Annotated in this window: 22 protein-coding genes; 2 read left to right on the forward strand and 20 right to left on the reverse strand. The window is 70.4% G+C overall.

Features of this window, described 5'->3' with window-relative positions:
- Positions 1–48: 48 nt before the first annotated feature.
- Positions 49–1,245: an acetyl-CoA C-acetyltransferase gene (locus Q0A33_RS15955; protein ID WP_291799163.1), complete on the reverse strand. Its 1,197-nt coding sequence runs from the start codon at positions 1,243–1,245 to the stop codon at positions 49–51.
- Between the two features lie 270 nt (positions 1,246–1,515).
- Here Q0A33_RS15955 and Q0A33_RS15960 point away from each other — a divergent pair, with 270 nt between their 5' ends.
- Complete coding sequence (locus Q0A33_RS15960) at positions 1,516–3,150, forward strand: cell division protein (protein WP_291799166.1); 1,635 nt, start codon at positions 1,516–1,518, stop codon at positions 3,148–3,150.
- Positions 3,151–3,235: 85 nt separating this feature from the next.
- Here the strand turns inward: Q0A33_RS15960 and Q0A33_RS15965 are convergent, their stop codons facing one another.
- Positions 3,236–3,535 carry a hypothetical protein gene (locus Q0A33_RS15965; protein WP_291799169.1) on the reverse strand — a complete coding sequence of 100 codons (300 nt, stop codon included), beginning with the start codon at positions 3,533–3,535 and terminating at the stop codon, positions 3,236–3,238.
- Positions 3,536–3,580: 45 nt separating this feature from the next.
- Between Q0A33_RS15965 and nucS the strand changes: the two genes are divergently transcribed.
- Positions 3,581–4,276, forward strand: a complete 696-nt coding sequence (nucS, locus tag Q0A33_RS15970; RefSeq protein WP_291799172.1) for an endonuclease NucS — start codon at positions 3,581–3,583, stop codon at positions 4,274–4,276.
- A gap of 74 nt (positions 4,277–4,350) precedes the next feature.
- Here nucS and murA read toward each other — a convergent pair whose 3' ends face one another.
- The 18 genes from murA to thrC form a co-directional block, all read right to left on the reverse strand.
- Positions 4,351–5,667, reverse strand: a complete 1,317-nt coding sequence (gene murA / locus Q0A33_RS15975) for a UDP-N-acetylglucosamine 1-carboxyvinyltransferase (protein WP_291799175.1) — start codon at positions 5,665–5,667, stop codon at positions 4,351–4,353.
- Entirely contained in the window at positions 5,667–6,086 is a 420-nt protein-coding gene (locus tag Q0A33_RS15980; protein WP_291799177.1) for a DUF2550 domain-containing protein, read from the reverse strand. The genes murA and Q0A33_RS15980 overlap by 1 nt, the downstream gene beginning before the upstream one ends.
- Before the next feature lie 65 nt (positions 6,087–6,151).
- Entirely contained in the window at positions 6,152–6,424 is a 273-nt protein-coding gene (locus tag Q0A33_RS15985; RefSeq protein WP_291799180.1) for a F0F1 ATP synthase subunit epsilon, read from the reverse strand.
- Positions 6,425–6,427: 3 nt separating this feature from the next.
- Positions 6,428–7,882, reverse strand: a complete 1,455-nt coding sequence (gene atpD / locus Q0A33_RS15990; protein ID WP_291799183.1) for a F0F1 ATP synthase subunit beta — start codon at positions 7,880–7,882, stop codon at positions 6,428–6,430.
- 42 nt (positions 7,883–7,924) lie between these two features.
- Positions 7,925–8,851, reverse strand: a complete 927-nt coding sequence (locus tag Q0A33_RS15995) for a F0F1 ATP synthase subunit gamma (RefSeq protein WP_291799185.1) — start codon at positions 8,849–8,851, stop codon at positions 7,925–7,927.
- Between the two features lie 38 nt (positions 8,852–8,889).
- Positions 8,890–10,521 carry a F0F1 ATP synthase subunit alpha gene (atpA, locus tag Q0A33_RS16000; protein WP_291799188.1) on the reverse strand — a complete coding sequence of 544 codons (1,632 nt, stop codon included), beginning with the start codon at positions 10,519–10,521 and terminating at the stop codon, positions 8,890–8,892.
- A gap of 79 nt (positions 10,522–10,600) precedes the next feature.
- The gene (locus Q0A33_RS16005; protein ID WP_291799190.1) at positions 10,601–11,413 is read right to left on the reverse strand and encodes a F0F1 ATP synthase subunit delta; all 813 of its coding nucleotides are present in this window, start codon (positions 11,411–11,413) and stop codon (positions 10,601–10,603) included.
- Positions 11,413–11,976 (reverse strand): F0F1 ATP synthase subunit B, encoded by a 564-nt coding sequence (locus tag Q0A33_RS16010; protein WP_291799193.1) that lies wholly within the window; start codon positions 11,974–11,976, stop codon positions 11,413–11,415. Before Q0A33_RS16010 ends, Q0A33_RS16005 begins: the two co-directional genes overlap by 1 nt.
- Before the next feature lie 20 nt (positions 11,977–11,996).
- Positions 11,997–12,221 (reverse strand): F0F1 ATP synthase subunit C, encoded by a 225-nt coding sequence (atpE, locus tag Q0A33_RS16015; RefSeq protein ID WP_291799196.1) that lies wholly within the window; start codon positions 12,219–12,221, stop codon positions 11,997–11,999.
- Positions 12,222–12,312: 91 nt separating this feature from the next.
- Positions 12,313–13,137 (reverse strand): F0F1 ATP synthase subunit A, encoded by an 825-nt coding sequence (gene atpB / locus Q0A33_RS16020; RefSeq protein WP_344334679.1) that lies wholly within the window; start codon positions 13,135–13,137, stop codon positions 12,313–12,315.
- Between the two features lie 352 nt (positions 13,138–13,489).
- Complete coding sequence (locus Q0A33_RS16025) at positions 13,490–13,963, reverse strand: hypothetical protein (protein ID WP_291799199.1); 474 nt, start codon at positions 13,961–13,963, stop codon at positions 13,490–13,492.
- Positions 13,960–15,066: an MraY family glycosyltransferase gene (locus tag Q0A33_RS16030; RefSeq protein ID WP_291799202.1), complete on the reverse strand. Its 1,107-nt coding sequence runs from the start codon at positions 15,064–15,066 to the stop codon at positions 13,960–13,962. Before Q0A33_RS16030 ends, Q0A33_RS16025 begins: the two co-directional genes overlap by 4 nt.
- The gene (locus tag Q0A33_RS16035; RefSeq protein ID WP_291799206.1) at positions 15,067–15,717 is read right to left on the reverse strand and encodes an L-threonylcarbamoyladenylate synthase; all 651 of its coding nucleotides are present in this window, start codon (positions 15,715–15,717) and stop codon (positions 15,067–15,069) included. It abuts the gene before it with no gap.
- A gap of 42 nt (positions 15,718–15,759) precedes the next feature.
- Positions 15,760–16,680 (reverse strand): peptide chain release factor N(5)-glutamine methyltransferase, encoded by a 921-nt coding sequence (locus tag Q0A33_RS16040; protein WP_291799210.1) that lies wholly within the window; start codon positions 16,678–16,680, stop codon positions 15,760–15,762.
- Positions 16,677–17,768, reverse strand: coding sequence for a peptide chain release factor 1 (prfA, locus tag Q0A33_RS16045; RefSeq protein WP_291799212.1), 1,092 nt, complete (start codon positions 17,766–17,768; stop codon positions 16,677–16,679). The genes Q0A33_RS16040 and prfA overlap by 4 nt, the downstream gene beginning before the upstream one ends.
- Before the next feature lie 17 nt (positions 17,769–17,785).
- Positions 17,786–19,726 carry a transcription termination factor Rho gene (gene rho, locus Q0A33_RS16050; RefSeq protein ID WP_291799215.1) on the reverse strand — a complete coding sequence of 647 codons (1,941 nt, stop codon included), beginning with the start codon at positions 19,724–19,726 and terminating at the stop codon, positions 17,786–17,788.
- A 285-nt stretch (positions 19,727–20,011) separates the two neighbouring features.
- The gene (gene thrB / locus Q0A33_RS16055; protein WP_291799218.1) at positions 20,012–20,968 is read right to left on the reverse strand and encodes a homoserine kinase; all 957 of its coding nucleotides are present in this window, start codon (positions 20,966–20,968) and stop codon (positions 20,012–20,014) included.
- Positions 20,965–21,734 (reverse strand): threonine synthase (thrC, locus tag Q0A33_RS16060; RefSeq protein ID WP_291799221.1); only part of this gene is annotated, 770 nt, incomplete at its 5' end. The genes thrB and thrC, both read right to left, overlap by 4 nt.

Raw genomic sequence — 21,734 nt, forward strand, 5'->3', positions numbered from 1 at the left:
AGCCGGACCGCCGGACGGTGCCACTGAGAATGCCAGGAGCATGTCCGCTCACTCCCCCGGGACCGTGACGACGAGGGCATCGCCCTGTCCGCCGCCGCCGCAGAGCGCGGCCACGCCGGTGCCTCCGCCTCGGCGGCCCAGCTCCAGGACGAGGTCGAGGACGATGCGCGCGCCCGAGGCCCCGATCGGGTGTCCCAGCGCGATCGCACCGCCGTTGACGTTCACCTTCTCCGCATCCACGCCCAGATCCGCGGTGGAGGCGAGTCCCACGGCCGCGAAGGCCTCGTTGATCTCGTAGAGGTCGAAGGAGTCCGCCGCCACGCCCTGCCGCTGAGCCGCCGCGCGGATCGCCTGCGAGGGCTGGTGCTGCAGCGAGGAGTCCGGGCCCGCGGTCCAGCCGTGTGCCCCGATCTCCGCGAGGATGGGCAGGCCGAGCTCGAGTGCCTTCTCCTTGGAGGCGATGACGACGGCGACGGCACCGTCCGAGATCTGCGAGGCGTTGCCGGCCGTGATCGTGCCGTCCTTGCGGAAGGCCGGCCGCAGCCCGGCCAGCGACTCCGCGGTGGAGGAGGCGCGCACGCCCTCGTCCGCGGAGACGACGGTCTCCCCCTTGCGGGAGCGCAGCGTCACGGGGGTGATCTCGTTTTCGAAGCGGCCCGCCTCCTGCGCCGCGGCCGCCTTCTGGTGCGAGGCCGCCGCGAACGCGTCCTGCTCCTCCCGGGTGAACGCCCGGTCTCCGCCGTCGGCATTGTTGGCGGACTCCGTCAGACCGCCCATCGCCTGATCGGTGAAGGCGTCCCAGAGACCGTCGTAGTCCATGTGGTCGCGCACCTGCACCGTGCCGTACTTGTAGCCGGCGCGGGACTTCTCCAGGAGGTGGGGCGCGTTCGTCATGGACTCCTGCCCGCCGGCCACGACGATGTCGTACTCGCCGGCGCGGACCAGCAGCGCCGCCTGCGCGATCGCGTTGATGCCGGAGAGGCAGAGCTTGTTGATCGTGATCCCGGGGACGTCCATGGGGATGCCGGCCTGCACGGCCGCCTGCCTGCCGGGGCCCTGCCCGCAGCCGGCCTGCAGCACCTGGCCCATGATCACGTAGCCCACGTCCGCCGGTGCGACGCCGGACCGGTCCAGTGCGCCCTTGATGGCGTGCGCGCCCAGGTCCACCGCGCTGAGCGCACCGAGCGCCCCGGACATCTTCCCGAACGGGGTCCGCGAACCACCCACGATGACGGCTTCCGTCATTTCTCCTCCTCCGTCTCAGCCCCGGAGCGCCCGCACCGGGCGACCGGGCATGTGCCGCTGGTCATACTCCGCCCAGCGTATCCGACCGCCCGCGCACGCGTCCGGGCCCCCGGGTCCGGGCCCGCCGACTCTGACCCCGTCGTCAGGATCGGACGACTAGAGTGGGAGGAGGTGTCCGGATCCACGGGGCGACCTGCACCGCGGGGAGCCTGCACGGGTCCGGCAGCAGGTCCGGTGAACGGATGCGTTCTTGACACGACGGGAGACACGGTGACGCCGCCAGAGGAGTTCCGCACTGCGATGCGGGGGTACGAGAAGAACGAGGTCGACACGCGCTTCGGCCAGCTGCGGACGGAGATCGACTCCCTCCGCAAGGCGCTCAAGGACGCACGCAGCCAGGTGGTCGCCGCCGACCGCGCCAAGCTGCAGGTGGCCGGTGAGCTGTCGGAGGCCAAGGCGCAGCTGAAGAAGGCCACGAGCGAGGCCGGAGACGCGGACGGAGCGCCCGGCACCCGCATCGACCACCTGCTCAAGATCGCAGAGTCGCAGGCCCGCGAGACCCTCGCCCAGGCCACGGCGGACGCGGAGACCATCCGCAACAAGGCCCGTGCCGATGCCGCCGGACAGCGGGCCCGCATGCACACCGAGGCCAACGACACGCTGAATTCCGCGCGCTCCGAGGCCGAGGCGATCACCTCCTCGGCGGAGCTGCGGGCCTCCGAGACCGTCACGGCTGCCGAGAACAAGGCGGCGGAGATCGTCGAGACCGCGCAGCGCGAGGCCGATCGGATCCGCGAGACCGCCGCCGCTGAGACGAAGGACGAGCGCGAGGCGTTCGACCGCGAGCTCGCCAGCGCCCGCGCGACGGCCGAGGAGGAGTGCGCCCGGCTGCGCAGCGAAGCCAAGCAGGAGACCGACGCACTGCGCGAGACGACGCAGCAGGAGGTGGACGAGCTCCGCAGCACCGCCCAGCGGGAGACCGAGGAGCTGCGTGCCGCAGCGCAGCAGGAGGTCGACGAACTCCGGGCCGAGGCGAAGAGCGAGACGGACGCGCTGCGGGCGAAGACCCAGCAGGAGGTCGACGAGCTCCTCGCCGCGGCCAAGCAGCGGGAGACGGAGACGACCAAGCGGGCCGAGGCGCTGGAGCTCGAGCTCGCCACCCGCCGCAGCGAGTTCGAGGCGGCGGAGAAGGAGCGCTTCGAGAAGACCAAGGCCGCGAACGACGAGCTGATCGCCGAGGCCCGCGCCCGCGCTGAGAGCGCGGAGGCGGATGCGAAGGCCGCCTCGGAGCAGGCCGAGCGCACCCGCGCCGAGGCTGTCGAACAGGCCGACACCATCATCGCCGACGGCAAGAAGCGGGCGCAGACGCTCATCAGCGAAGCCCGGCAGACGGCCGAGGCCACGATCGAGGAGTCGCAGGCCGAGGCCCGCCGGAACGTCCAGGCCGCACAGTCCCAGGTGGACCTGCTCACCAAGCAGCGCAAGACGATCGCCGCGCAGCTGGATCAGCTGCGTTCGATGTTCGCCGTCCCGGGCCTGCTGCCGGTCACGGACGCGGAGCAGCCGCCGAGCCCGGAGCGGGTCGCCGCCGGTGCGGTGCCCACCGAGCGGATCGCGGGCGCCGACGAACTCGACCGGCTCAGGCAGGAGGCGGGTCTGGAGGACGCCGAGGACGTTACAGAGGGCCCCGACGCGGACGACGAGACCGCGACGGCCGAGGACACCGTCGAGGAGGAGACGCGGGCCTCGGACGCAGCCGATGCGGACGCCGAGGGCTCAGCCGACACGGACGAGGGCACCGGCGAGTCCGATGAGGACGAGGACGACGCCACGCAGGAGATGCCTCAGCAGAACTCCGACGCCTCCCTGCGCGGGGCTCAGCAGCCCGGCAACCGCCTGCGCTGAGCCGAGGCGCCCGCGCTGACCCGTTTCCCCTGCGCCCGGAGCGGCGGCAGGCATTCGCGGTCTGCGGGGGCGCCTTCTCTGCGCCTCACCTGCGCCGGGAGCGGAAGCACGAGGTGTGCCAGTGCCTCCGCGCTCCCGGCCCGATGCTGATCCCGTAGCCGGCTTCCTCCCGCCACGCCACCGTGTGCGGGACGGAGGCCGTCAGCGTCTGGTTGCACCCGGGGCAGGTGTAGGTCTTGCCGCTGCCGTTCCCGCTCACCTCCTGGACGATCCACTGGCCGTCCGAGGCGTCGTCCACCCGGCGGCGCGTGGCGAAGCCGGTGGAGAGCTCACGCCTTTCGCGCTGCCACTTGTTTGACCTGCGGGATGACGACGAACGAGGCATGCCGGAATTCTCTCACGCGCCCGCCGTGCCGTAGGGTGGTGGACCGTGCGAGTGGTGATAGCGAAGTGCCAGGTCGACTACGCAGGCAGGCTCACGGCCCACCTGCCCCTGGCCACGAGGGTCCTGATGATCAAGGCGGACGGCAGCGTGCTCGTCCATTCCGACGGCGGCTCCTACAAGCCGCTCAACTGGATGACGCCCCCGTGCACGCTCCGTGAGAGCGAACCCACCCCAGAGCAGGCCGAGGCCGGCTTCACGCAGGTCTGGACCGTCAGCCACAGGAAGACGGACGATTCGCTCGTCATCTCCATCGCCGAGGTGTTCGAGGACGTCGCGCACGAGCTCGGCACGGACCCCGGCCTCATCAAGGACGGAGTCGAGGCGCACCTGCAGGAGCTCCTCGCCGCACACATCGAGACGCTGGGCGACGGGTTCACGACGGTGCGCCGCGAGTACATGACGGCGATCGGTCCGGTGGACATCCTCGCCCGCGATGCCGCGGGCGCCTCCGTCGCCGTGGAGATCAAGCGCCGCGGCGGGATCGACGGCGTCGAGCAGCTCACACGCTACCTCGAGCTCATGAACCGGGACCCCGCTCTCTCCCCCGTCACCGGCGTCTTCGCCGCACAGGAGATCAAGCCGCAGGCCCGCACGCTCGCGGAGGACCGCGGCATCCGCTGCGTCACCCTCGACTACGACGCGCTCCGCGGCATGGACGACCCGGAGACCCGCCTCTTCTGACTGTCACGAAAGCTCAGGCCGCACACGCAGTTGCCGTGTGCGGCCTGAGCTTTCGCGCGCCTGAGAGCTGCGCCTCAGAGGAAGTCCGGCTCCGGCTTCTCGATACGGCTGATGGAGGCCCCGAGCGCCCTGAGCTTGGGGACGAAGTCCTCGTAGCCCCGGTCGATGTGGTCCACCCCGGAGACCTCGGTCCGGCCGTGCGCCAGCAGTCCGGCGAGCACCAGGCCCGCGCCCGCGCGGATGTCGCTCGCCTCCACCTCGGCTCCGGACAGACTCTCCACCCCGGTCACGAGAGCGTGGTTGCCGTCGATGCTCACCTTGGCACCCAGCCGTGAGAGCTCGTTGACGAAGCGCCAGCGGGCCTCGAACAGGTTCTCCGTGAGCAGCCCCACCCCGTCCGCGACGGAGTTCAGCGCGATGACGAAGGGCTGCAGATCCGTGGGGAAGCCGGGGAAGGGCAGCGTGGACACGTGAATGGGCTGCGGACGCCGCGGACCGCGCACGCGGAAGCCGGGTGCCTCCGCGGTGGCCGAGCCCTGCGAGTCCGTGCCGGGCAGATCCTCGATACGGCCGCCCGCCTCCGCGAGCTTGTCGAGGACATTGGGCAGCAGGGCCTGCGGCACGCCCCGGATGCCGATGTCGCCGCCCGTCGCCACGGCCGCGAACGCCCAGGTCCCGGCGACGATCCTGTCACCCACGCAGCGGTGGGAGACGGGAGCCAGCGACTCCACACCCGTGACGACGAGCCGCGAGGTGCCGATCCCCTCGATGCGGGCGCCCATCGCGACGAGCATGCGGCAGATGTCGACGATCTCCGGCTCCCGTGCGGCGTTCTCCACCACAGTCTCCCCCGCCGCGAGCACCGCCGCCATCACGAGATTCTCAGTCGCCCCGACGGACGGGAAGGGCAGCTCGATCTCCGCGCCGCGCAGGCCGGCAGGGGCCGAGGCCACGAAGTAGCCGTGCTCCAGCGTTACCTGCGCGCCCAGCCTCTCCAGCCCGTGCTGGTGCATGTCGAGCCCGCGCGAGCCGATGGCGTCCCCGCCGGGCACCGCGACCTCGGCCGCGTGCATCCGGCCCACCAGCGGACCCAGGACGGAGATCGAGGCGCGCATGAGCCGGACGAGCTCGTAGTCGGCCGTGATACCGACCTCCGTGGGCACCTCGACGGCCACGGTGCCCGCCGCGGCGTCGTAGTCGATCCCGCAGCCCAGCCGCCGGAGCAGCTCGCACATGATCCGCACATCGGCGATGGCCGGGACATTGGAGATGACGGAACGGCCGGGTGCCAGCAGCGTCGCCGCCATGAGTTTGAGGACGGAGTTCTTCGCGCCTCGGACCACGATCTCACCGCGGAGGGCGGCAGGCCCGTCGATTGCGAAGACTTCCATCATGTGAACCGTCCCATCGAGTGGTTGGCGCCGGGAGGCGCGGACTCGAGCCACGAGGCGAGACCCGCGAGGGCCTCCGCGTCGAGCGCGAGGCGGATCGACTTGGGCGAGCCGCGGAAGACATCGTAGCGGCACTCGATGACATACGCGTCCGGGAGCATCGAGTACTGCTCGTCCGTGCCCGGCGCACGCCTGTCGACGATCTCGAGATCTGCCCGCGGGAACGTGAAGCTCGGATGGGGCCGGAGGCTGAAGACCGGGTACCAGTCCAGGGCGGAGATGCCGTACACGGCGACGCCCAGCCGCCAGCGGGCCGTCCTCCCGAGGACCTCCGCGGAGCAGTCGAAGGCGCCGGCCGCTCGAGTGAGCGACCGGCGCCTGAGAGTGAACAGGACGGACACGACCACGGCTGCGCCCACTGATGAGAGCAGAATGATCAGCAGCGCGGAGGCGAGCACGGCGGTCCAGTCCTGTCCGAGCGCGGTCAGTCGAGGATCTGCGTGATCTCAGCGGCGTCCGCGACGACGGAGACCCTGTCGTTGGCGACGGAGAGGAAGCCCCCTTCGGCCTGCGCACGGACGGTCTTCCCCTCCTCGGTGAGGATGCGGACCTCACCCCCGGCCACGAGCCCCATGAGGGGCTCATGGCCGGAGAGGATGCCGATCTCGCCCTCGGTGGTGCGGGCCACGACGCGGGAGGCCTGACCGCTCCAGACCTCCTTCTCGGCGGAGACGACGGCGACATCGAGGAGAGCCATGGATCAGTTCTCCTTCTGGAGCTCGTCGTAGTTGCGCAGCACGTCCTCGATGGGACCGACGTTGAAGAAGCACTGCTCCGGGATGTGGTCGTACTCGCCGTCGCAGATGCCGCGGAAGCCCTCGATCGTGTCCTTGATCGGCACTGTCGAACCCTCCACGCCGGTGAACTGCAGAGCCGTGTACGTGTTCTGCGAGAGGAACTGCTCGATGCGCCGCGCGCGGTGCACCGTGAGCTTGTCCTCCTCGGAGAGCTCGTCCACGCCCAGGATCGCGATGATGTCCTGGAGCTCCTTGTTCTTCTGCAGGATGGCCTTCACCCGGTTGGCGACCGTGTAGTGCTCCTCGCCCACGACCTGCGGGTCGAGGATGCGGGAGGACGACGTCAGCGGGTCCACGGCCGGGTAGAGGCCGCGCGAGGCGATGTCGCGGTTGAGCTCGGTCGTCGCATCCAGGTGCGCGAACGTCGTCGCCGGAGCGGGGTCCGTGTAGGCGTCTGCAGGAACGTAGATCGCCTGGAGGGAGGTGATCGAGTTGCCGCGGGTCGAGGTGATGCGCTCCTGGAGCACACCCATCTCGTCCGCCAGCGTGGGCTGGTAGCCCACGGCCGAGGGCATGCGGCCCAGCAGCGTCGAGACCTCGGAGCCCGCCTGGGTGAAGCGGAAGATGTTGTCGATGAAGAGCAGCACGTCCTGGTTCTGCACATCGCGGAAGTACTCCGCCATGGTCAGACCGGTGAGCGCCACGCGCAGACGCGTGCCCGGCGGCTCGTCCATCTGGCCGAACACGAGGGCCGTCTTGTCCAGCACGCCGGACTCGTCCATCTCGAAGATGAGGTCGTTGCCCTCACGGGTGCGCTCACCCACACCGGCGAACACGGAGACGCCGCCGTGATCCTGGGCCACACGGGTGATCATCTCCTGGATGAGCACCGTCTTGCCCACACCGGCGCCGCCGAACAGGCCGATCTTGCCGCCCTGCACGTACGGGGTGAGCAGGTCGATGACCTTGATGCCCGTCTCGAACATCTGGGTCTTGGACTCCAGCTGGTCGAAGGAGGGCGCCTGACGGTGGATGGGCCAGCGCTCGGTGATCTCGTAGGGCTCCGAGAGCATCGAGTCGTTGAGGACCTCGCCCACGGTGTTGAAGACCTTGCCCTTGGTCACGTCGCCCACGGGCACGCTGATGGGCGCACCCGTGTCGACGACCTCCTGGCCGCGGACCATGCCGTCGGTGGGCTGCAGGGAGATGGCACGGACGATGCCGTTGCCCAGCTGCAGTTCGACCTCGAGCGTGATGTTCCGGACGCCCTCGGAGAGCGTCACCTCGGTCTTCAGAGCGTTGTAGATGGAGGGCACGGAGTCGAGCGGGAACTCGATGTCCACGACGGGTCCGATGACCCTCGTGATCCTGCCCACGGTCCCCTGCACCTGGGGGGCTTCCGTAACTGTGGCTGTCATATCTGCTTTCTCTTCTGCTCTCTTGGGCCTGGGGCGCCGTGATCAGTCGTCGGCTCCGGACGCCGCCAGCGCGTCCGCGCCGCCCACGATCTCGGAGATCTCCTGCGTGATCTCGGCCTGACGGGCCGAGTTGGCCAGGCGGGTGTAGGTCCGGATGAGGTCGTCGGCGTTGTCCGTCGCGGTCTTCATGGCCTGCTGACGAGCTGCCTGCTCCGCGGCGGAAGCACTCAGCAGCGCCGAGAGGATGCGCGAGTCGACGTACCGCGGGAGCAGCGCGTCGAGCACCTGAGCGGCATCCGGCTCGAACTCGTACAGCGGGAAGACCTCGGTGGAGGCGGAGCCTGCCGCGGACGTGCCGCCGACCTCCTCCTCGACGACCTCGAGGGGGATGAGCCGCCTGTACTCGGGCTGGCGGTCCACGGCGTTGCGGTAGACGGTGGAGACGAGGTAGATCTCGTCGACTCCCCCGTCGGCCGCGTCCGTGCCGAAGGCCGCGAGCAGCGCCTCACCGATCTCGCGTGCGTGCTCGCCCGTGGGCGACTCCGAGAAGCCGGTCCAGGAGCGGGCGATGTCACGGTCGCGGAAGGTGTAGTAGGTCTCCGCCTTCCGGCCCACGGTGAAGAGCGCGACGTCCTTGCCCTCCTCGCGCAGCAGCGCGATGAGCTCCTCCGCCTCGCGGATGACGTTCGCCGAGTAGGCCCCCGCGAACCCGCGGTCCGGGCCGATGACGACGACCGCCGCGCGCTCGATGGTCTTCGGCTCCGTCGTGAGCGTGTGGTCCACGTTCGACTGCGTGGCGAGCACCGACACCGCGCGGGTGATCTCCCGGGCATAGGGACTTGCGGCCTGGGCCCGCGCAACCGCCTTCTGGATGCGGGAGGCCGCGATGAGCTCCATCGCCTTGAAGATCTTGCGCAGGGACGAGGTCGAGCTGATCTTCGCCTTGTAGACCCTCTGCTGTGCGCCCATCTGTTACGTCCTTTCCGTCCGGCTCGTCACGGTCGCGCTCACCGCTTCTGCTTGACGATCTGCTCCTGCTGGACCTCGGACTCGTCAGCGGCGCTGACGGCCTCGGAGCCGGCAGCGGCGGAATCGGACGTCTGGAAGCCCGCGGAGAAGTCCTTCACCGCGGCGGTCAGCTCAGCGAGCTGATCCTTGCTCAGCTTGTCCTTCTGACCGGCGATGGTCTGCAGCAGCTCGGTCTTGCGCTCGAGGTAGTCGTGGAACTCCGCCTCGAAGCGCAGGACGTCCTCGACCGGGATCGAGTCGAGGTGGCCCTCGGATCCCATCCAGATCGAGACGGTCTGCTTCTCCGCCGACATGGGCGAGTACTGGGGCTGCTTGAGCAGCTCCATGAGGCGCGCACCGCGATCGAGCTGCTGCCGCGTGGCGGCATCGAGGTCCGAAGCGAACATCGCGAACGCCTCGAGCGAGCGGTACTGGGCCAGCGAGATCTTCAGCGTGCCGGAGACGCCGCGCAGCGGCTTCGTCTGCGCGGAACCGCCCACGCGGGACACGGAGACGCCCACGTCCACCGCCGGGCGCTGCCCGGAGTTGAACAGGTCCGACTGGAGGAAGATCTGACCGTCGGTGATCGAGATGACGTTGGTGGGGATGAACGCACCCACGTCGTTCGCCTTGGTCTCGATGATCGGCAGACCGGTCATCGAACCGCCGCCCAGCTCGTCGGAGAGCTTCGCGCAGCGCTCGAGCAGGCGGGAGTGCAGGTAGAACACGTCACCCGGGTAGGCCTCGCGGCCCGGCGGACGACGCAGGAGCAGGGAGATCGCACGGTAGGCCTCGGCCTGCTTGGACAGGTCGTCGAAGACGATGAGGACGTGCTTGCCCTGGTACATCCAGTGCTGGCCGATCGCGGAGCCCGCGTACGGGGCCAGGTACTTGAAGCCGGCCGGGTCCGAGGCGGGCGAGGACACGATGGTCGTGTACTCCATCGCGCCGGCCTCTTCCAGCGTGCGCTTCACGGAGGCGATCGTCGAGCCCTTCTGACCGCAGGCCACGTAGATGCAGCGCACCTGCTTCGTGGGGTCGCCGGACTCCCAGTTCGCCTTCTGGTTGAGGATCGTGTCGATCGCGATCGCGGTCTTGCCGGTCTTGCGGTCGCCGATGATGAGCTGACGCTGGCCGCGGCCGATCGGGATCATGGAGTCGATGGACTTCATCCCGGTCTGCAGCGGCTCCTTGACCTCCTTGCGGTCCATCACGCCGGCAGCCTGCAGCTCGAGCTCGCGGCGGCTCTCCGCCTCGATCTCGCCGAGGCCGTCCACCGGGTTGCCGAGCGGATCGACCACGCGGCCGAGGAAGCCGTCGCCCACGGGCACGGAGAGCACCTCACCCGTGCGGTAGACGCTCTGCTCCTCCGCGATGGAGGCCGGGTCGCCGAGGATGACGACGCCGATCTCCCGCTCGTCGAGGTTCTGTGCGAGGCCGAGGGTGCCGTCCTCGAAGCGCAGCAGCTCGTTGGCCATGGTCCCGGGCAGACCGGAGACCTGGGCGATGCCGTCTCCGGCCGTCACGACCTTGCCGACCTCGGTCTTGTCACCGGACTGGGGCGAGTACGACTCGACGAACTTCCCCAGTGCGTCCCGGATCTCCTCCGGGCGAATTGTCAGTTCCGCCATTGCGGTTTCCCTGCTTCCTTGGATGTCTGCGAGGCTGCGACTGCTCAGCGCAGCGTCGGTTGAGTCTGTGTCCTGCGCCTCAGCCGGCGAGCCGGCGGCGGACGTCCGCGAGTCGGTCTGCGATGGTGCCGCTCACGACCTCGTCGCCGACCTGGACGCGGACGCCGCCCACGACGTCCGGATCGACGATCAGATTGAGCTGCAGCTCACGGCCGTACGTCCGTGACAGCACGCCCGCGAGCCTCTCCTGCTGTGCGGCGGAGAGCGGCTGGGCGACCGTGACCTCTGCGACGGAGCGGTTCTGCCGTGCGGCGAGGATCTCGCCGTACCGGCCGAGGGCCTCCGAGGCGCGCACACCGCGCGGATGGGCGACCGCCTGCTGGGCGAGGAGAACGGTCTCCTCCGCAGCCTTCGAGCCGAGCAGATCTGCGACGAGAGCGCGCTTGCTGTCCGCCGGGGCCGGCGAGGCCAGGGCCCAGCCGAGCTCGTGCTCGGCCTCCACGGTGCGGGCGAAGCGGAAGAGCTCCTCCTCGACCCGGCCCAGACGGCTCTCCGACTGCGCCGCGGCTGCGATCGCGGTCACGCCGGCGCTCTCCACCGCCGTCACGAAGTCCTGCGGGCGCACCCACCGGCGCCCCGCGGCCTCGGCGACCACCGCGACGGCCCCTGCTGCGACCTGGCCCGTGAAGAGACCCTCCACGAGCGCCCGCTTGCCTTCCGCGTCGTTGGACGCGTCCGCGAGCGCCTTGCGCAGCGACACGTCGCCGGCGAGAACGGAGACGATGCTGAGCAGATCGGTGCCGAGCTCCCGCGCGGACGCGGGTTCCGCCGCGATCCGCGCCTCGACGCTCTCCGCCGTCTGCTGCAGGGACATTCTGCTCGACTGCAGCATCAGACCTCCTTCGAAGCGACGCTCGTCTGCGCGGGCGCACTCGCCTCGAGGTCGGCGATGAAGCGGTCGACGACACCCGCGGCGCGGCCGTCGTCGCTGAGCGACTCGCCGACGATGCGGGAGGCGAGGTCGGTGGCGAGGCCGCCGACCTCCGCGCGGAGCGAGACCATGGCGGCCTGACGCTCGGCCTCGATCTGCACCTTGGCCTGCGCAGCGATCCGCTCAGCCTCCTCGGTGGCCTGCTGCTTCATCTCCGCGATGATCTGCGCGCCCTCCTCCTGTGCCTCGGCACGGAGTCGAGCGGCCTCTGCACGGCCGTCGGCGAGCTGTTTCTGGTACTCGGCGAGAGCGGAATCGGCCTCGGCCTGGATCCGCTCCGCCTTCTCGATGCCGCCTTGGATGCGTTCGCTGCGTTCGTCAAGCGTCTTGTTGAAGGCGGGAAGGACGAACTTCCACACGACGACGAAGACGACGATGAGGCAGAGCGCACTCCAGACGATGTCATAGGTCGCGGGGAGGAGCGGGTTCGACTCCCCCTCCGCGGCGATGATGTCCAGAGTCATATGACTGTCTCCTTGAGCGATCAGGGCAGGAAGAACGGCGTGGCGATGCCGATGAGCGCGAGCGCCTCGATCAGCGCGATGCCGAGGAACATGTTGCCGCGGAGCTGGCCGGCCAGCTCCGGCTGACGCGCGGTGCCCTCGATCGTCTTGCCGATCACGATGCCCACACCGATGCCCGGGCCGATGGCGGCGAGGCCGTAGCCCACCGTCGACAGCGAGCCGGAGACTTCAGCGAGAATATCCATGGATATTGCTTCCTTTCATAAGCGATCCGGGGGGTTGGCCCGGAAGGGTCACACGCGAGTGACAGTCAGGAGCCGATCGCTCGGTGCACGCTCAGTGCTCCTCCGCGACCGCAGAATCGATGTACACGCAGGCGAGCAGCGCGAAGATGTATGCCTGCAGGACGCAGATGAGGATCTCGAGCAGGTAGACGAAGAATCCGCCTGCGATCGTGACCAGACCCAGCGGCTTCAGCGCGAAGTCCGCGCTGAAGAGCAGGAAGGAGGTCGCGGAGAAGCAGAGCACCAGCAGGAGGTGTCCCACCATCATGTTCGCGAAGAGCCGCAGCGTCAGTGTGAACGGCTGGATCACGAACTTGGTGAGGAACTCGATGGGGATCAGCAGGACGTGCATGACCGGCGGGACGCCGGGCAGGATCAGAGCCGACTTGAGGTAGCCCCCGACGCCCTTCTCCCTCACGCCCGCCCAGTGGTAGGTCACGTAGACGACGAGCGCGAGGACCAGCGGGAGGCCGATCACGCCGGTGCCCGGCATGTTGAGGAACGGGATCAGCTTCGTGATGTTCGTGAAGAGGACCAGGAAGAACAGCGTCACGATGAGCGGCATGTACTTCTTCGCGTTCGTCTTCCCCATGGTGTTCTCCGCGATGCCCACGGTGACGAACTCCATCACCATCTCCATCGACGACTGGAAGCGGGAGGGGATGAGCTTCATCCGCTTCGCCCACAGGGCCAGGAGAACCACCAGCACCACGACGGCGAGGATGCGGATGAGCATCACGCGGTTGAGCTCGAAGGCCGTGCCCTCGAAGAGCACCGCCGGCGGGAAGAACTCCGCCATGCTGGGCGCGTGGAAGCCGCCCTCGTCGTGGCTTGCGGATGCGAGGAGAGTGCCGGGGGCAGCAGTCAGGATTCCCACGTTCAGATTTCACTCCCAGTAGAACGCCGATGGCAGACCATCGGGCCGGTCGTCGGAAAAGAGCATGTCGGTCCGGTCAGCGGAGCGGGAGGAGAATCTCGACCAGGTCCGAGCTTGACCGCTCCGTTGGAGCCGTCCGCGACGCCCGTGAGCGCCTTGAACACCGTTGGAGACTCTACCAAGACTCTGAGTCGGCACACAAATTTCGACAAGCTGTAGACAAACGGCCCTGTCCCGCGCGGGCATGCGTCCCGCGGGCGTTCCCGAGGCGGGCGCACGGGGGTCTTCCCGTCTCCCCCGGACGCCGCGGTCGGAGTCATCGCCGGCGTCACCGCCGGAGTCACCACCGGAGTCACCGCGCCTCCGGGTCCGCGTAGGGGATCCGCGCGCGGGCCACGGTGAGCACGTCGAGCAGCGAGGTCGCGATGACGGCGGCGACGATCGTGAGGAAGGCCGTCGTCCCGTTCAGCCACGGCGCTCCCGCGAGCCGGGAGATCAGGATCATGAAGAGGAACGCCTTGAAGAGGAAGCCGATCCCGAGCGCCCCGGCCAGCATCTGCATGGAGAGGTTGCGCCCCAGATAGACGACGACGAAGGACACGAGCAGGAAGACCGCGGCGATCCCGCCGCCCACGAGCCCGCCGTAGAGTCCCTCGCGCCCCACGAACAGCCAGCCGGCACCGCCCCCCAGCACGAGGATGGCGAGGACGAGGAGGGAGCCGCGGACGAGGAGGGAGCGGTAGACCCGCCGCCAGGCGGCCTGGACCTCCGTCTCCCCTGCGTGCGGCTGTCCGCCCGTCTCCGAGGGATCGCTGTGCGGGTTCATGCCTTCTCCTTTGCGGCCAGGCGACGGCCCAGCGGGTAGAACGTGAGTCCGAGGGTGATGAGGACGAGCGCTCCGAGCACCGGCAGCACGTGCGAGGCGCGGAACATGAGGAACGAGACGGAGCCGAATGCGAAGATCGCCGTCCAGAGGTAGAGCAGGAGCACGGCGCGGGCGTGCGAGTGCCCCAGCCGCAGCATCCGGTGGTGGAGGTGCTTGGCGTCCGCGGAGAACGGCGACTTCCCGGCGAGCATCCGCCGCAGCACCGCCAGCCCCAGGTCCAGCAGCGGCAGCGCCATCACCGCCACCGGCAGGATGATGGGCATCGCCGCGGCGAAGGCGCGCTCCTGCGTGAGGAGCGCGGGATCCACCTGTCCCGTCACACGGATGGTGGAGGCGGCGAGCAGGAGGCCGATGAGCATGGAGCCGGAGTCGCCCATGAAGATCCGCGCCGGGTTGAAGTTGTGCGGCAGGAAGCCGATGCATGCGCCTACCAGCACCGCGACGATGAGCGAGGCGAGGTTCGCGTAGCTGTCCGGCGTCGCGTCGACGGCGAGGCCGTAGCTGTAGACGAAGAAGGCCGCCCCGCCGATCGACACCACTCCGGCGGCGAGGCCGTCGAGGCCGTCGACGAAGTTCACGGCGTTGATGGAGATGAGCACGACCAGGACCGTGAGCGCCACGGACATCCGCGGCGAGCCGATGATCACCCCGCCGAGCGGGATCGACAGGAGGCTCACGCCCATGAGGGCCATGAATCCGGCGGCCAGCGCCTGCCCCGCGAGCTTGGTCGACCAGTGGAGGTCCCAGATGTCGTCGACGACGCCCAGCAGGCAGAGCAGCGCGGCCGCCCCCGCGATGCCGATCACCGGACCGGGTTCGTCGAACACCCGGGCGAGGAACGGGGTCTGCGAGGCCAGCAGGAGCCCGCCCATCACGCCGGCGAACATCGCGACGCCGCCCAGGCGGGGCGTGGGCACGGAGTGCACGTCCCGCTCGCGCAGCGGCGAGAAGATGAGGCCCCGCTCCGCGATCCTCCTGACCATGGGGGTGAGCAGGTAGGAGATGAGCGCGGAGACGAGGAGGACGAAGAGGTAGGCGCGCACTCAGCCGTCCAGCGGTGCGATCTCCGGCACGACGGCCTGGAGCGCGGCGGCGGTGAGCGGACCGTCCCGGAGGATGCGGGGCGGCTCCACCGTCATGTCCACGATGGTCGAGGAGCCCTGGCCGCTGCGCGGTCCCGCGTCGAGGTAGACGGAGACCTTCTCCCCCAGCATCGCCTCGGCCTCCTCGATGGTCTCCGCGGCGGGGTCCCCGTGCGTGTTGGCGCTGGAGACCGCCAGCGGACCCGTCTCCGCCAGCAGCGCCAGCGCGTCCGGGTCGTCGGGCATGCGCAGCGCCACGGTGCCCTGTGCGTCGCCGAGGTCCCAGTCCAGCATGGGCTGGGAATGGCAGATCAGGGTGAGGGGGCCGGGCCAGAACGCCTCCGTGAGGGCGGTGGTCCGCGGATCCACCCTGTCCGCGAGCGCCATGACGACACTCGGATCCTTGACGAGGACGGGCGGCGGGAACTCGCGTCCCCTGCCCTTGGCCTCGAGCAGGGCGGCCACGGCACGAGGGCTGAAGGCGTCCGCCCCGATCCCGTACACCGTGTCCGTGGGGATGACGATCAGCTCGCCGTCCCGGACGACCCGCGAGGTCGTCTCGAGGATCAGCTCGCGCACCTGCTCGTTGCGGATGTCGAAGGTCCGTGACATCGGATGCGGCTCTCTTCCCATGAGTGAGGCGGCTGCGCGGGTCTAGGCCCGGCGCACAGCCAGGGTGAATCGATCTCGCCCAGTGTAGTCCGGGCGCGTGCACGGGTCCGCGAAGCCCGCTTCCAGCATGAGGGTCCTCACGCCCTCACCCTGGACGTCCGCATGCTCCATGACGAGGATCCCGCCGGGCGCCAGGACCGCGGCCGAGGCCGTGATCACGCGGAACGGGACCTCCAGCCCGTCCTCTCCCCCGCCCCAGAGAGCGGCTGCGGGGTCGTGGACGACCGCCTCGGGCGCGGTGGTGGTGCCGTCGCTGAGGACGTAGGGAGGATTGGAGACGACGAGGTGCGGCGGTCCGCCCAGCGTGCGTGCGCAGATCCCGGCCACGTCCTCGGCGTCCCCGGCGTCACCGGCCTCCACGAGGAACACGGAGCCTGCGGCCTCCAGCTCCCCCGCGGTCGCGGCGACGCTGCGGCGCGCCCAGGCCAGGGCGGTGGCCTCGCGTTCGACACCCACGGCGCGGGTGCCCGGCCGCTCCGCCGCGAGCGCGAGTCCCAGAGCGCCGGAGCCGGTGCACAGGTCGAGGACCCGGGCGGGCTCGCCCGCCGGGAGCAGCTCGGCCAGTGCGGCGAGAGCGGCCTCGGCGACGAGCTCGGTCTCCGGCCGCGGCACGATCACCCCCGGGCCCTCCGGCTGCGGGAGGGTGCGGAAGTGCGCCGTGCCGGTGAGGTGCTGCAGCGGCACGCGGGCGCGCCTGCGCTCCACGAGGCCGGCGAAGGCCGCGTGCACCGGTCCGGGCACCTCCTCGTCGAACAGCCGCGCCCGCCGCACCCGCTGCTCCGGCACGGACCAGGCGTGTGCGAGGAGGGTCAGCGCGTCCGGTCCGGGCGAGTCGATCCCGGCACGGGCCAGGAGGGCCTCCGCGTCCCGCAGCAGGGCCGGCGCGCGTCCGGCCTCCGTCACCCGATCCCCTCGAGGCGCTCGGCGCGCTCCGCGGCCGTGAGCGAGGCGATGACCTCGTCGAGCCTGCCGTCGAGCACCTGATCGAGGTTGTGGGCCTTGTACCCGGTGCGGTGGTCCGTCACCCGGTTCTCCGGGAAGTTGTAGGTGCGGATGCGCTCGGAGCGGTCCACCGTGCGCACCTGGGACCTGCGCTGCGCGGACTCCGCGGCCGCGGCCTCCTCCGCCCGGGCGGCGAGGATCCGGGCACGCAGCATGCGCAGCGCCGCCTCCTTGTTCTGCAGCTGCGACTTCTCGTTCTGGCAGCTCGCCGTGATGCCCGTGGGCAGGTGCGTCACGCGCACGGCGGAGTCCGTCGTGTTCACGGACTGTCCGCCGGGACCCGAGGAGCGGAAGACGTCGATGCGGAGATCCGCATCGCTGAGCTCGACCTCTTCCGGGGCGTCCGCCTCCGGGAAGACCAGCACGCCCACGGCCGAGGTGTGGATCCTCCCCTGCGACTCCGTCACCGGCACGCGCTGGACGCGGTGGACACCACCCTCGAACTTCGTGAGCCCGTAGACGCCGCCCGAGGACGACTTGAGCGCCAGGGTCATCTCCTTGACCCCGCCCAGCTCGGAGCGGTTCTCGTCGAGGATCTCGGCGACCCAGCCCCGCGCCGCCGCCCACCGCGTGTACATCCGCGCGAGGTCGCCGGCGAAGAGCGCGGACTCCTCGCCGCCCTCCCCCGCGCGGATCTCGAGGAGCGCATCGCGCCCGTCGTCCGGATCCCGCGGCACGAGGAGCTCACGCAGCTCGTCCACGAGAGCGGGGCGCTCGGTCTCCGCCTGCGCGCACAGCTGCGCGTACTCCTCGGCGAAGTCCGGATCCTCCGCGAGCTCGCGCCCTGCGGCGAGGTCCTCGTCCAGCGCCCGCAGCCGCGCCCACACGCGAGCGACCCGGTCGAGCTCCGCATAGCGCCTGGTCAGCGCGCGGGCCCGGCCGGGGCTGGCGTGGACGGCGGGGTCGGCGAGCTCCTGCTCGACGCGCGCGTGCTCGTCGAGCAGGGAGCGCACGCTGGCCTGCAGTGCGGCGAGGTCGTCCTCCGCCACGCCCGCCGACCCCGTGCTCAGTGCTCGTCCGCGGCCGACTTGGGCAGCGGGGTCGTCTTGTGCACCTGCATGAGGAACTCCGCGTTGGAGCCGGTCTCCTTGAGCTTGTCCAGCAGCAGCTCGACGGCCTGCTGCTGCTCCAGTCCGGAGAGCAGGCGGCGCAGCTGCCACATGACCTTGCGCTCCTCCGGCCGCATGAGGTTCTCCTCGCGGCGGGTGCTCGAGCTGTTGACGTCCACGGCGGGGAAGATGCGCTTGTCCGCCAGCTGACGAGACAGCCGCAGCTCCATGTTGCCGGTGCCCTTGAACTCCTCGAAGATGACCTCGTCCATCTTGGAGCCGGTCTCCACGAGCGCCGTGGCGAGGATGGTGAGCGAACCGCCGCCCTCGATGTTGCGCGCCGCGCCGAAGAACTTCTTGGGTGGGTAGAGCGCGTTCGCGTCCACACCGCCGGAGAGGATGCGGCCGCTCGCGGGCTGCGCGATGTTGTAGGCGCGGCCCAGGCGGGTGAGGTTGTCCAGCAGCACCACGACGTCCTGGCCCATCTCCACGAGGCGCTTGGCGCGCTCGATCGCGAGCTCCGCGATCGTCGTGTGGGCGTCGGCCGGGCGGTCGAAGGTCGAGGCGATGACCTCGCCCTTCACCGCGCGCTGCATGTCGGTGACCTCCTCGGGGCGCTCGTCCACGAGGACGACCATGAGGTGGACCTCAGGGTTGTTCTCCGTGATCGCGTTGGCGATCTGCTGCATGATCGTCGTCTTGCCGGCCTTGGGCGGGGCGACGATGAGGCCGCGCTGTCCCTTGCCGATGGGGCTGACGAGATCGATCATCCGCGTGGCGATCGTCTTCGACGTGGTCTCCAGCCGCAGGCGCTCCTGCGGGTACAGCGGGGTGAGCTTCGAGAACTCCACGCGCCGCTTGGCGTCCTCGATGCTGAGGCCGTTGACGGAGTCGAGGCGGACGAGGGCGTCGAACTTCTCGCGCTTGCCCTGGCGCTCGCCGTCGCGCGGCTTGCGGATGGCACCGGTGACGGCGTCGCCCTTGCGCAGGCCGTTCTTCTTCACGAGACCCGCGGAGACGTAGACGTCGTTGGGGCCGGAGAGGTAGCCGGAGGTGCGCAGGAAGGCGTAGTTGTCGTGGACGTCGAGGATGCCTCCCACCGGGATGAGGACGTCGTCGGGACGCAGCTGGTCGTCGCCGCGGCCCCGGCGGTTCCGGTCGCCGCGATCGCGGTCGCGACCACGGCCGCGCCGCTCGTTCCGGTCGCCGCGGTCGTTGCGCTCGTTCCTCTCGGAACGGTCGTTCCGGCCGCCCCGCTCGTTCCTGTCCGAGCGGTCTCCCCGCTCGTTCCGGTCGCTCTTCTCGCCGCGGTCGTTCCGGTCGCTCTTCTCGCCGCGGTCCGCGCGGTTCTGCTCGCGGCTGTCCCTGCCGCCCTGGCCGTCGCGGTCGCCGCGGCGACGACGGCTGCGGCGACCCTCGCCGCGCTCGTCCTCGGAGTCTGCGGGACGCTCGGTCTGCTCGGCGGACTCCGCCGTCGTCGCGGGCTCGGCCGTCTTCACGGATTCTGCCTCGGGCGCGTCCTTCACGGGCTCGGCGGCAGCCTTCACGGCCGCCTCCGCCGCGGGAGCCTCGGCACCCTGCTCGCGGGTGGGCTCCGCGGCAGGCTCTGCGGGCCTCTCCGCACGGGCAGGTCGCGAACCGCGGCCGGAGCCGCGGCGACCTGCTGCAGAGGCTTCGGCCTGCGAGCCCTCGGTCTGCAGGGTCTCGGAGGCAGCAGCCGGCTTCTCCGCGGGAGCACCGCTGCCCTGGGACTGGATGGCCTCGATCAGGTCGCTCTTCCGCATCCTGCGGTAGCCCTTGATCCCCAGACCGGACGCCATCTCCTGCAGCTGCGGCAGGCGGAGCGCGGTCAGGCTTCCCGAACGCGCTGCATTGTCGTTCGTGGTGGTTTCGGTCACGAAGGTTCCTTCTCCCTCGTTCGGCTGTGCGCGGCTTGCCACGCAGTGAAGCGCTCAGGGGGCACAGCGGCGGATGGCATCGATCGGATGCTCATGAAAGTCGCAGGAACGGTCAGAGCCGAGTGCGACTGGGATGTCTCCGCACAGCTGAAGACGCTGACACCGTGTCTTCGCGGCAAAGCATCGCGGCGAAGGCGGTGACTGCAGAAGAACTGACTGCAGGCGGAACACCCTCATGGTACATGCCGCCGGGCGCTGGGCGAAATCCGCGCCCGGCGGCACAGCTCACGCAGCCGTGCCCCTGAGGAGCAGCGTCGACGCCCCCGATTCCGCCAGCGGAGCGGCGATCACGGCGGCGTCGTCGCCGGAGAGGACGGTCCGCACGCGCGCCTCCAGGTCCGCGCCCGTGCCCAGCACCGCGACGGTGGGGCCGGCGCCGGAGACGACGGCGGCGAGGCCGGACTCCCGGAGCGCATCGATCCGCTCGAGCGAGCCCACCATCGCCGGACGCCTGTACTCCTGGTGCAGCCGGTCGCGCGTGGCCTCGAACAGGAGGGAGGGATCGTGGCAGACGGCGTGCACGAAGAGACCGGCGATGGCCGAGTTGGCCGCTGCGTCGGCATGCGGCACCCGGGCCGGCAGCAGCTCCCGGGCGACCCCGGTGTCCAGCCGGGCGTGCGGCACCACGACGACGGCGCGCACGTCCGCGTGCACCGGCAGCGAGATGGACTGTGCGCGCTCCGGCTCCGGGTACCAGCTCACCGTCACGCCGCCGAACAGAGCGGGGGCCGCATTGTCCGGATGCCCCTCGAAGTGCGTCGCCCAGGCGAGCTTCTCCCCGGGCGTGGGCTCCGGCAGGCCGGCGGCGACGGAGACCGCGTCCGCGATGGAGATACCCGCGACCACGGCGGCGGCGGAGGAGCCCAGCCCGCGGGAGTGCGGGATGCGGTTCTCGCACTCGAGCACGAGCCGCTCTCCCCCTGCGACCTCGCGCGCGGCCAGCACCTGGGAGGCGACACGGAGGATGAGGTGCGAGGCGTCACTGGGCACCTCGCCCTCACCCTCGCCCGTCACGGTCACCCGCCGTGCCGGGTCCACCGGCTCACCGGCGATCGCTGCGCGGACGGTGTCGTGCATCGCCAGAGCCATGCCGAACGAGTCATAGCCCGCCCCCAGGTTCGCCGAGGTGGCCGGGACGGCGATCTCCGCGGAGAAGCCCTGAGGCGCCGTGTGCCGGCTCATGCGTCCTCGAGCCCCAGGGCCCGGGCCGCGCTCACGGCGTCGACGGGAACGCGGACCGGCGTGGTGTCCTCGCCGTCCGCGGACTTCAGGGCCCACTGCGGATCCTTGAGGCCGTGGCCGGTGACGGTGACGGTGACGAGCGATCCCGCGGGGACCAGTCCGGCCTCGGCGGCCTTGAGCAGGCCCGCGACCGAGGCGGCGGAGCCCGGCTCCACGAAGATGCCCTCCGTGGAGGACAGGAGGCGGTGCGCGGCGAGGATCTCCGCATCCGTCACGGAGTCGATGAGGCCGCCGGACTCGTCACGGGCCGCCTCGGCCTGCTCCCAGGAGGCGGGATTGCCGATCCGGATGGCGGTGGCGACGGTCTCCGGCTCGTCCACGGGGTGCCCGAGGACGATGGGGGCCGCGCCGGCCGCCTGGAAGCCGAACATCTTCGGCACGGACCCCGCGAGCCCGAGCTCCCGGTACTCGCGGAAGCCCTTCCAGTAGGCCGTGATGTTGCCGGCGTTGCCCACCGGCAGCACGTGGATGTCCGGCGCCGCCCCCAGGGCGTCGACGATCTCGAACGCCGCGGTCTTCTGGCCCTCGATCCGGTCAGGATTCACCGAGTTCACGAGGTGGACGGGGTAGGCCTCGGCCAGCTTGCGGCACAGCGGCAGGCAGGCGTCGAAGTTGCCGTCGACCTCCAGCAGCGGCGCGCCGTGGGCCACGGCCTGGCTCATCTTGCCCATCGCGATCTTGCCGGCGGGGACCAGCACGGCGCTCG

It is taken from the genome of Brevibacterium sp., from assembly GCF_022712115.1.
Lineage (GTDB): Bacteria > Actinomycetota > Actinomycetes > Actinomycetales > Brevibacteriaceae > Brevibacterium > Brevibacterium salitolerans.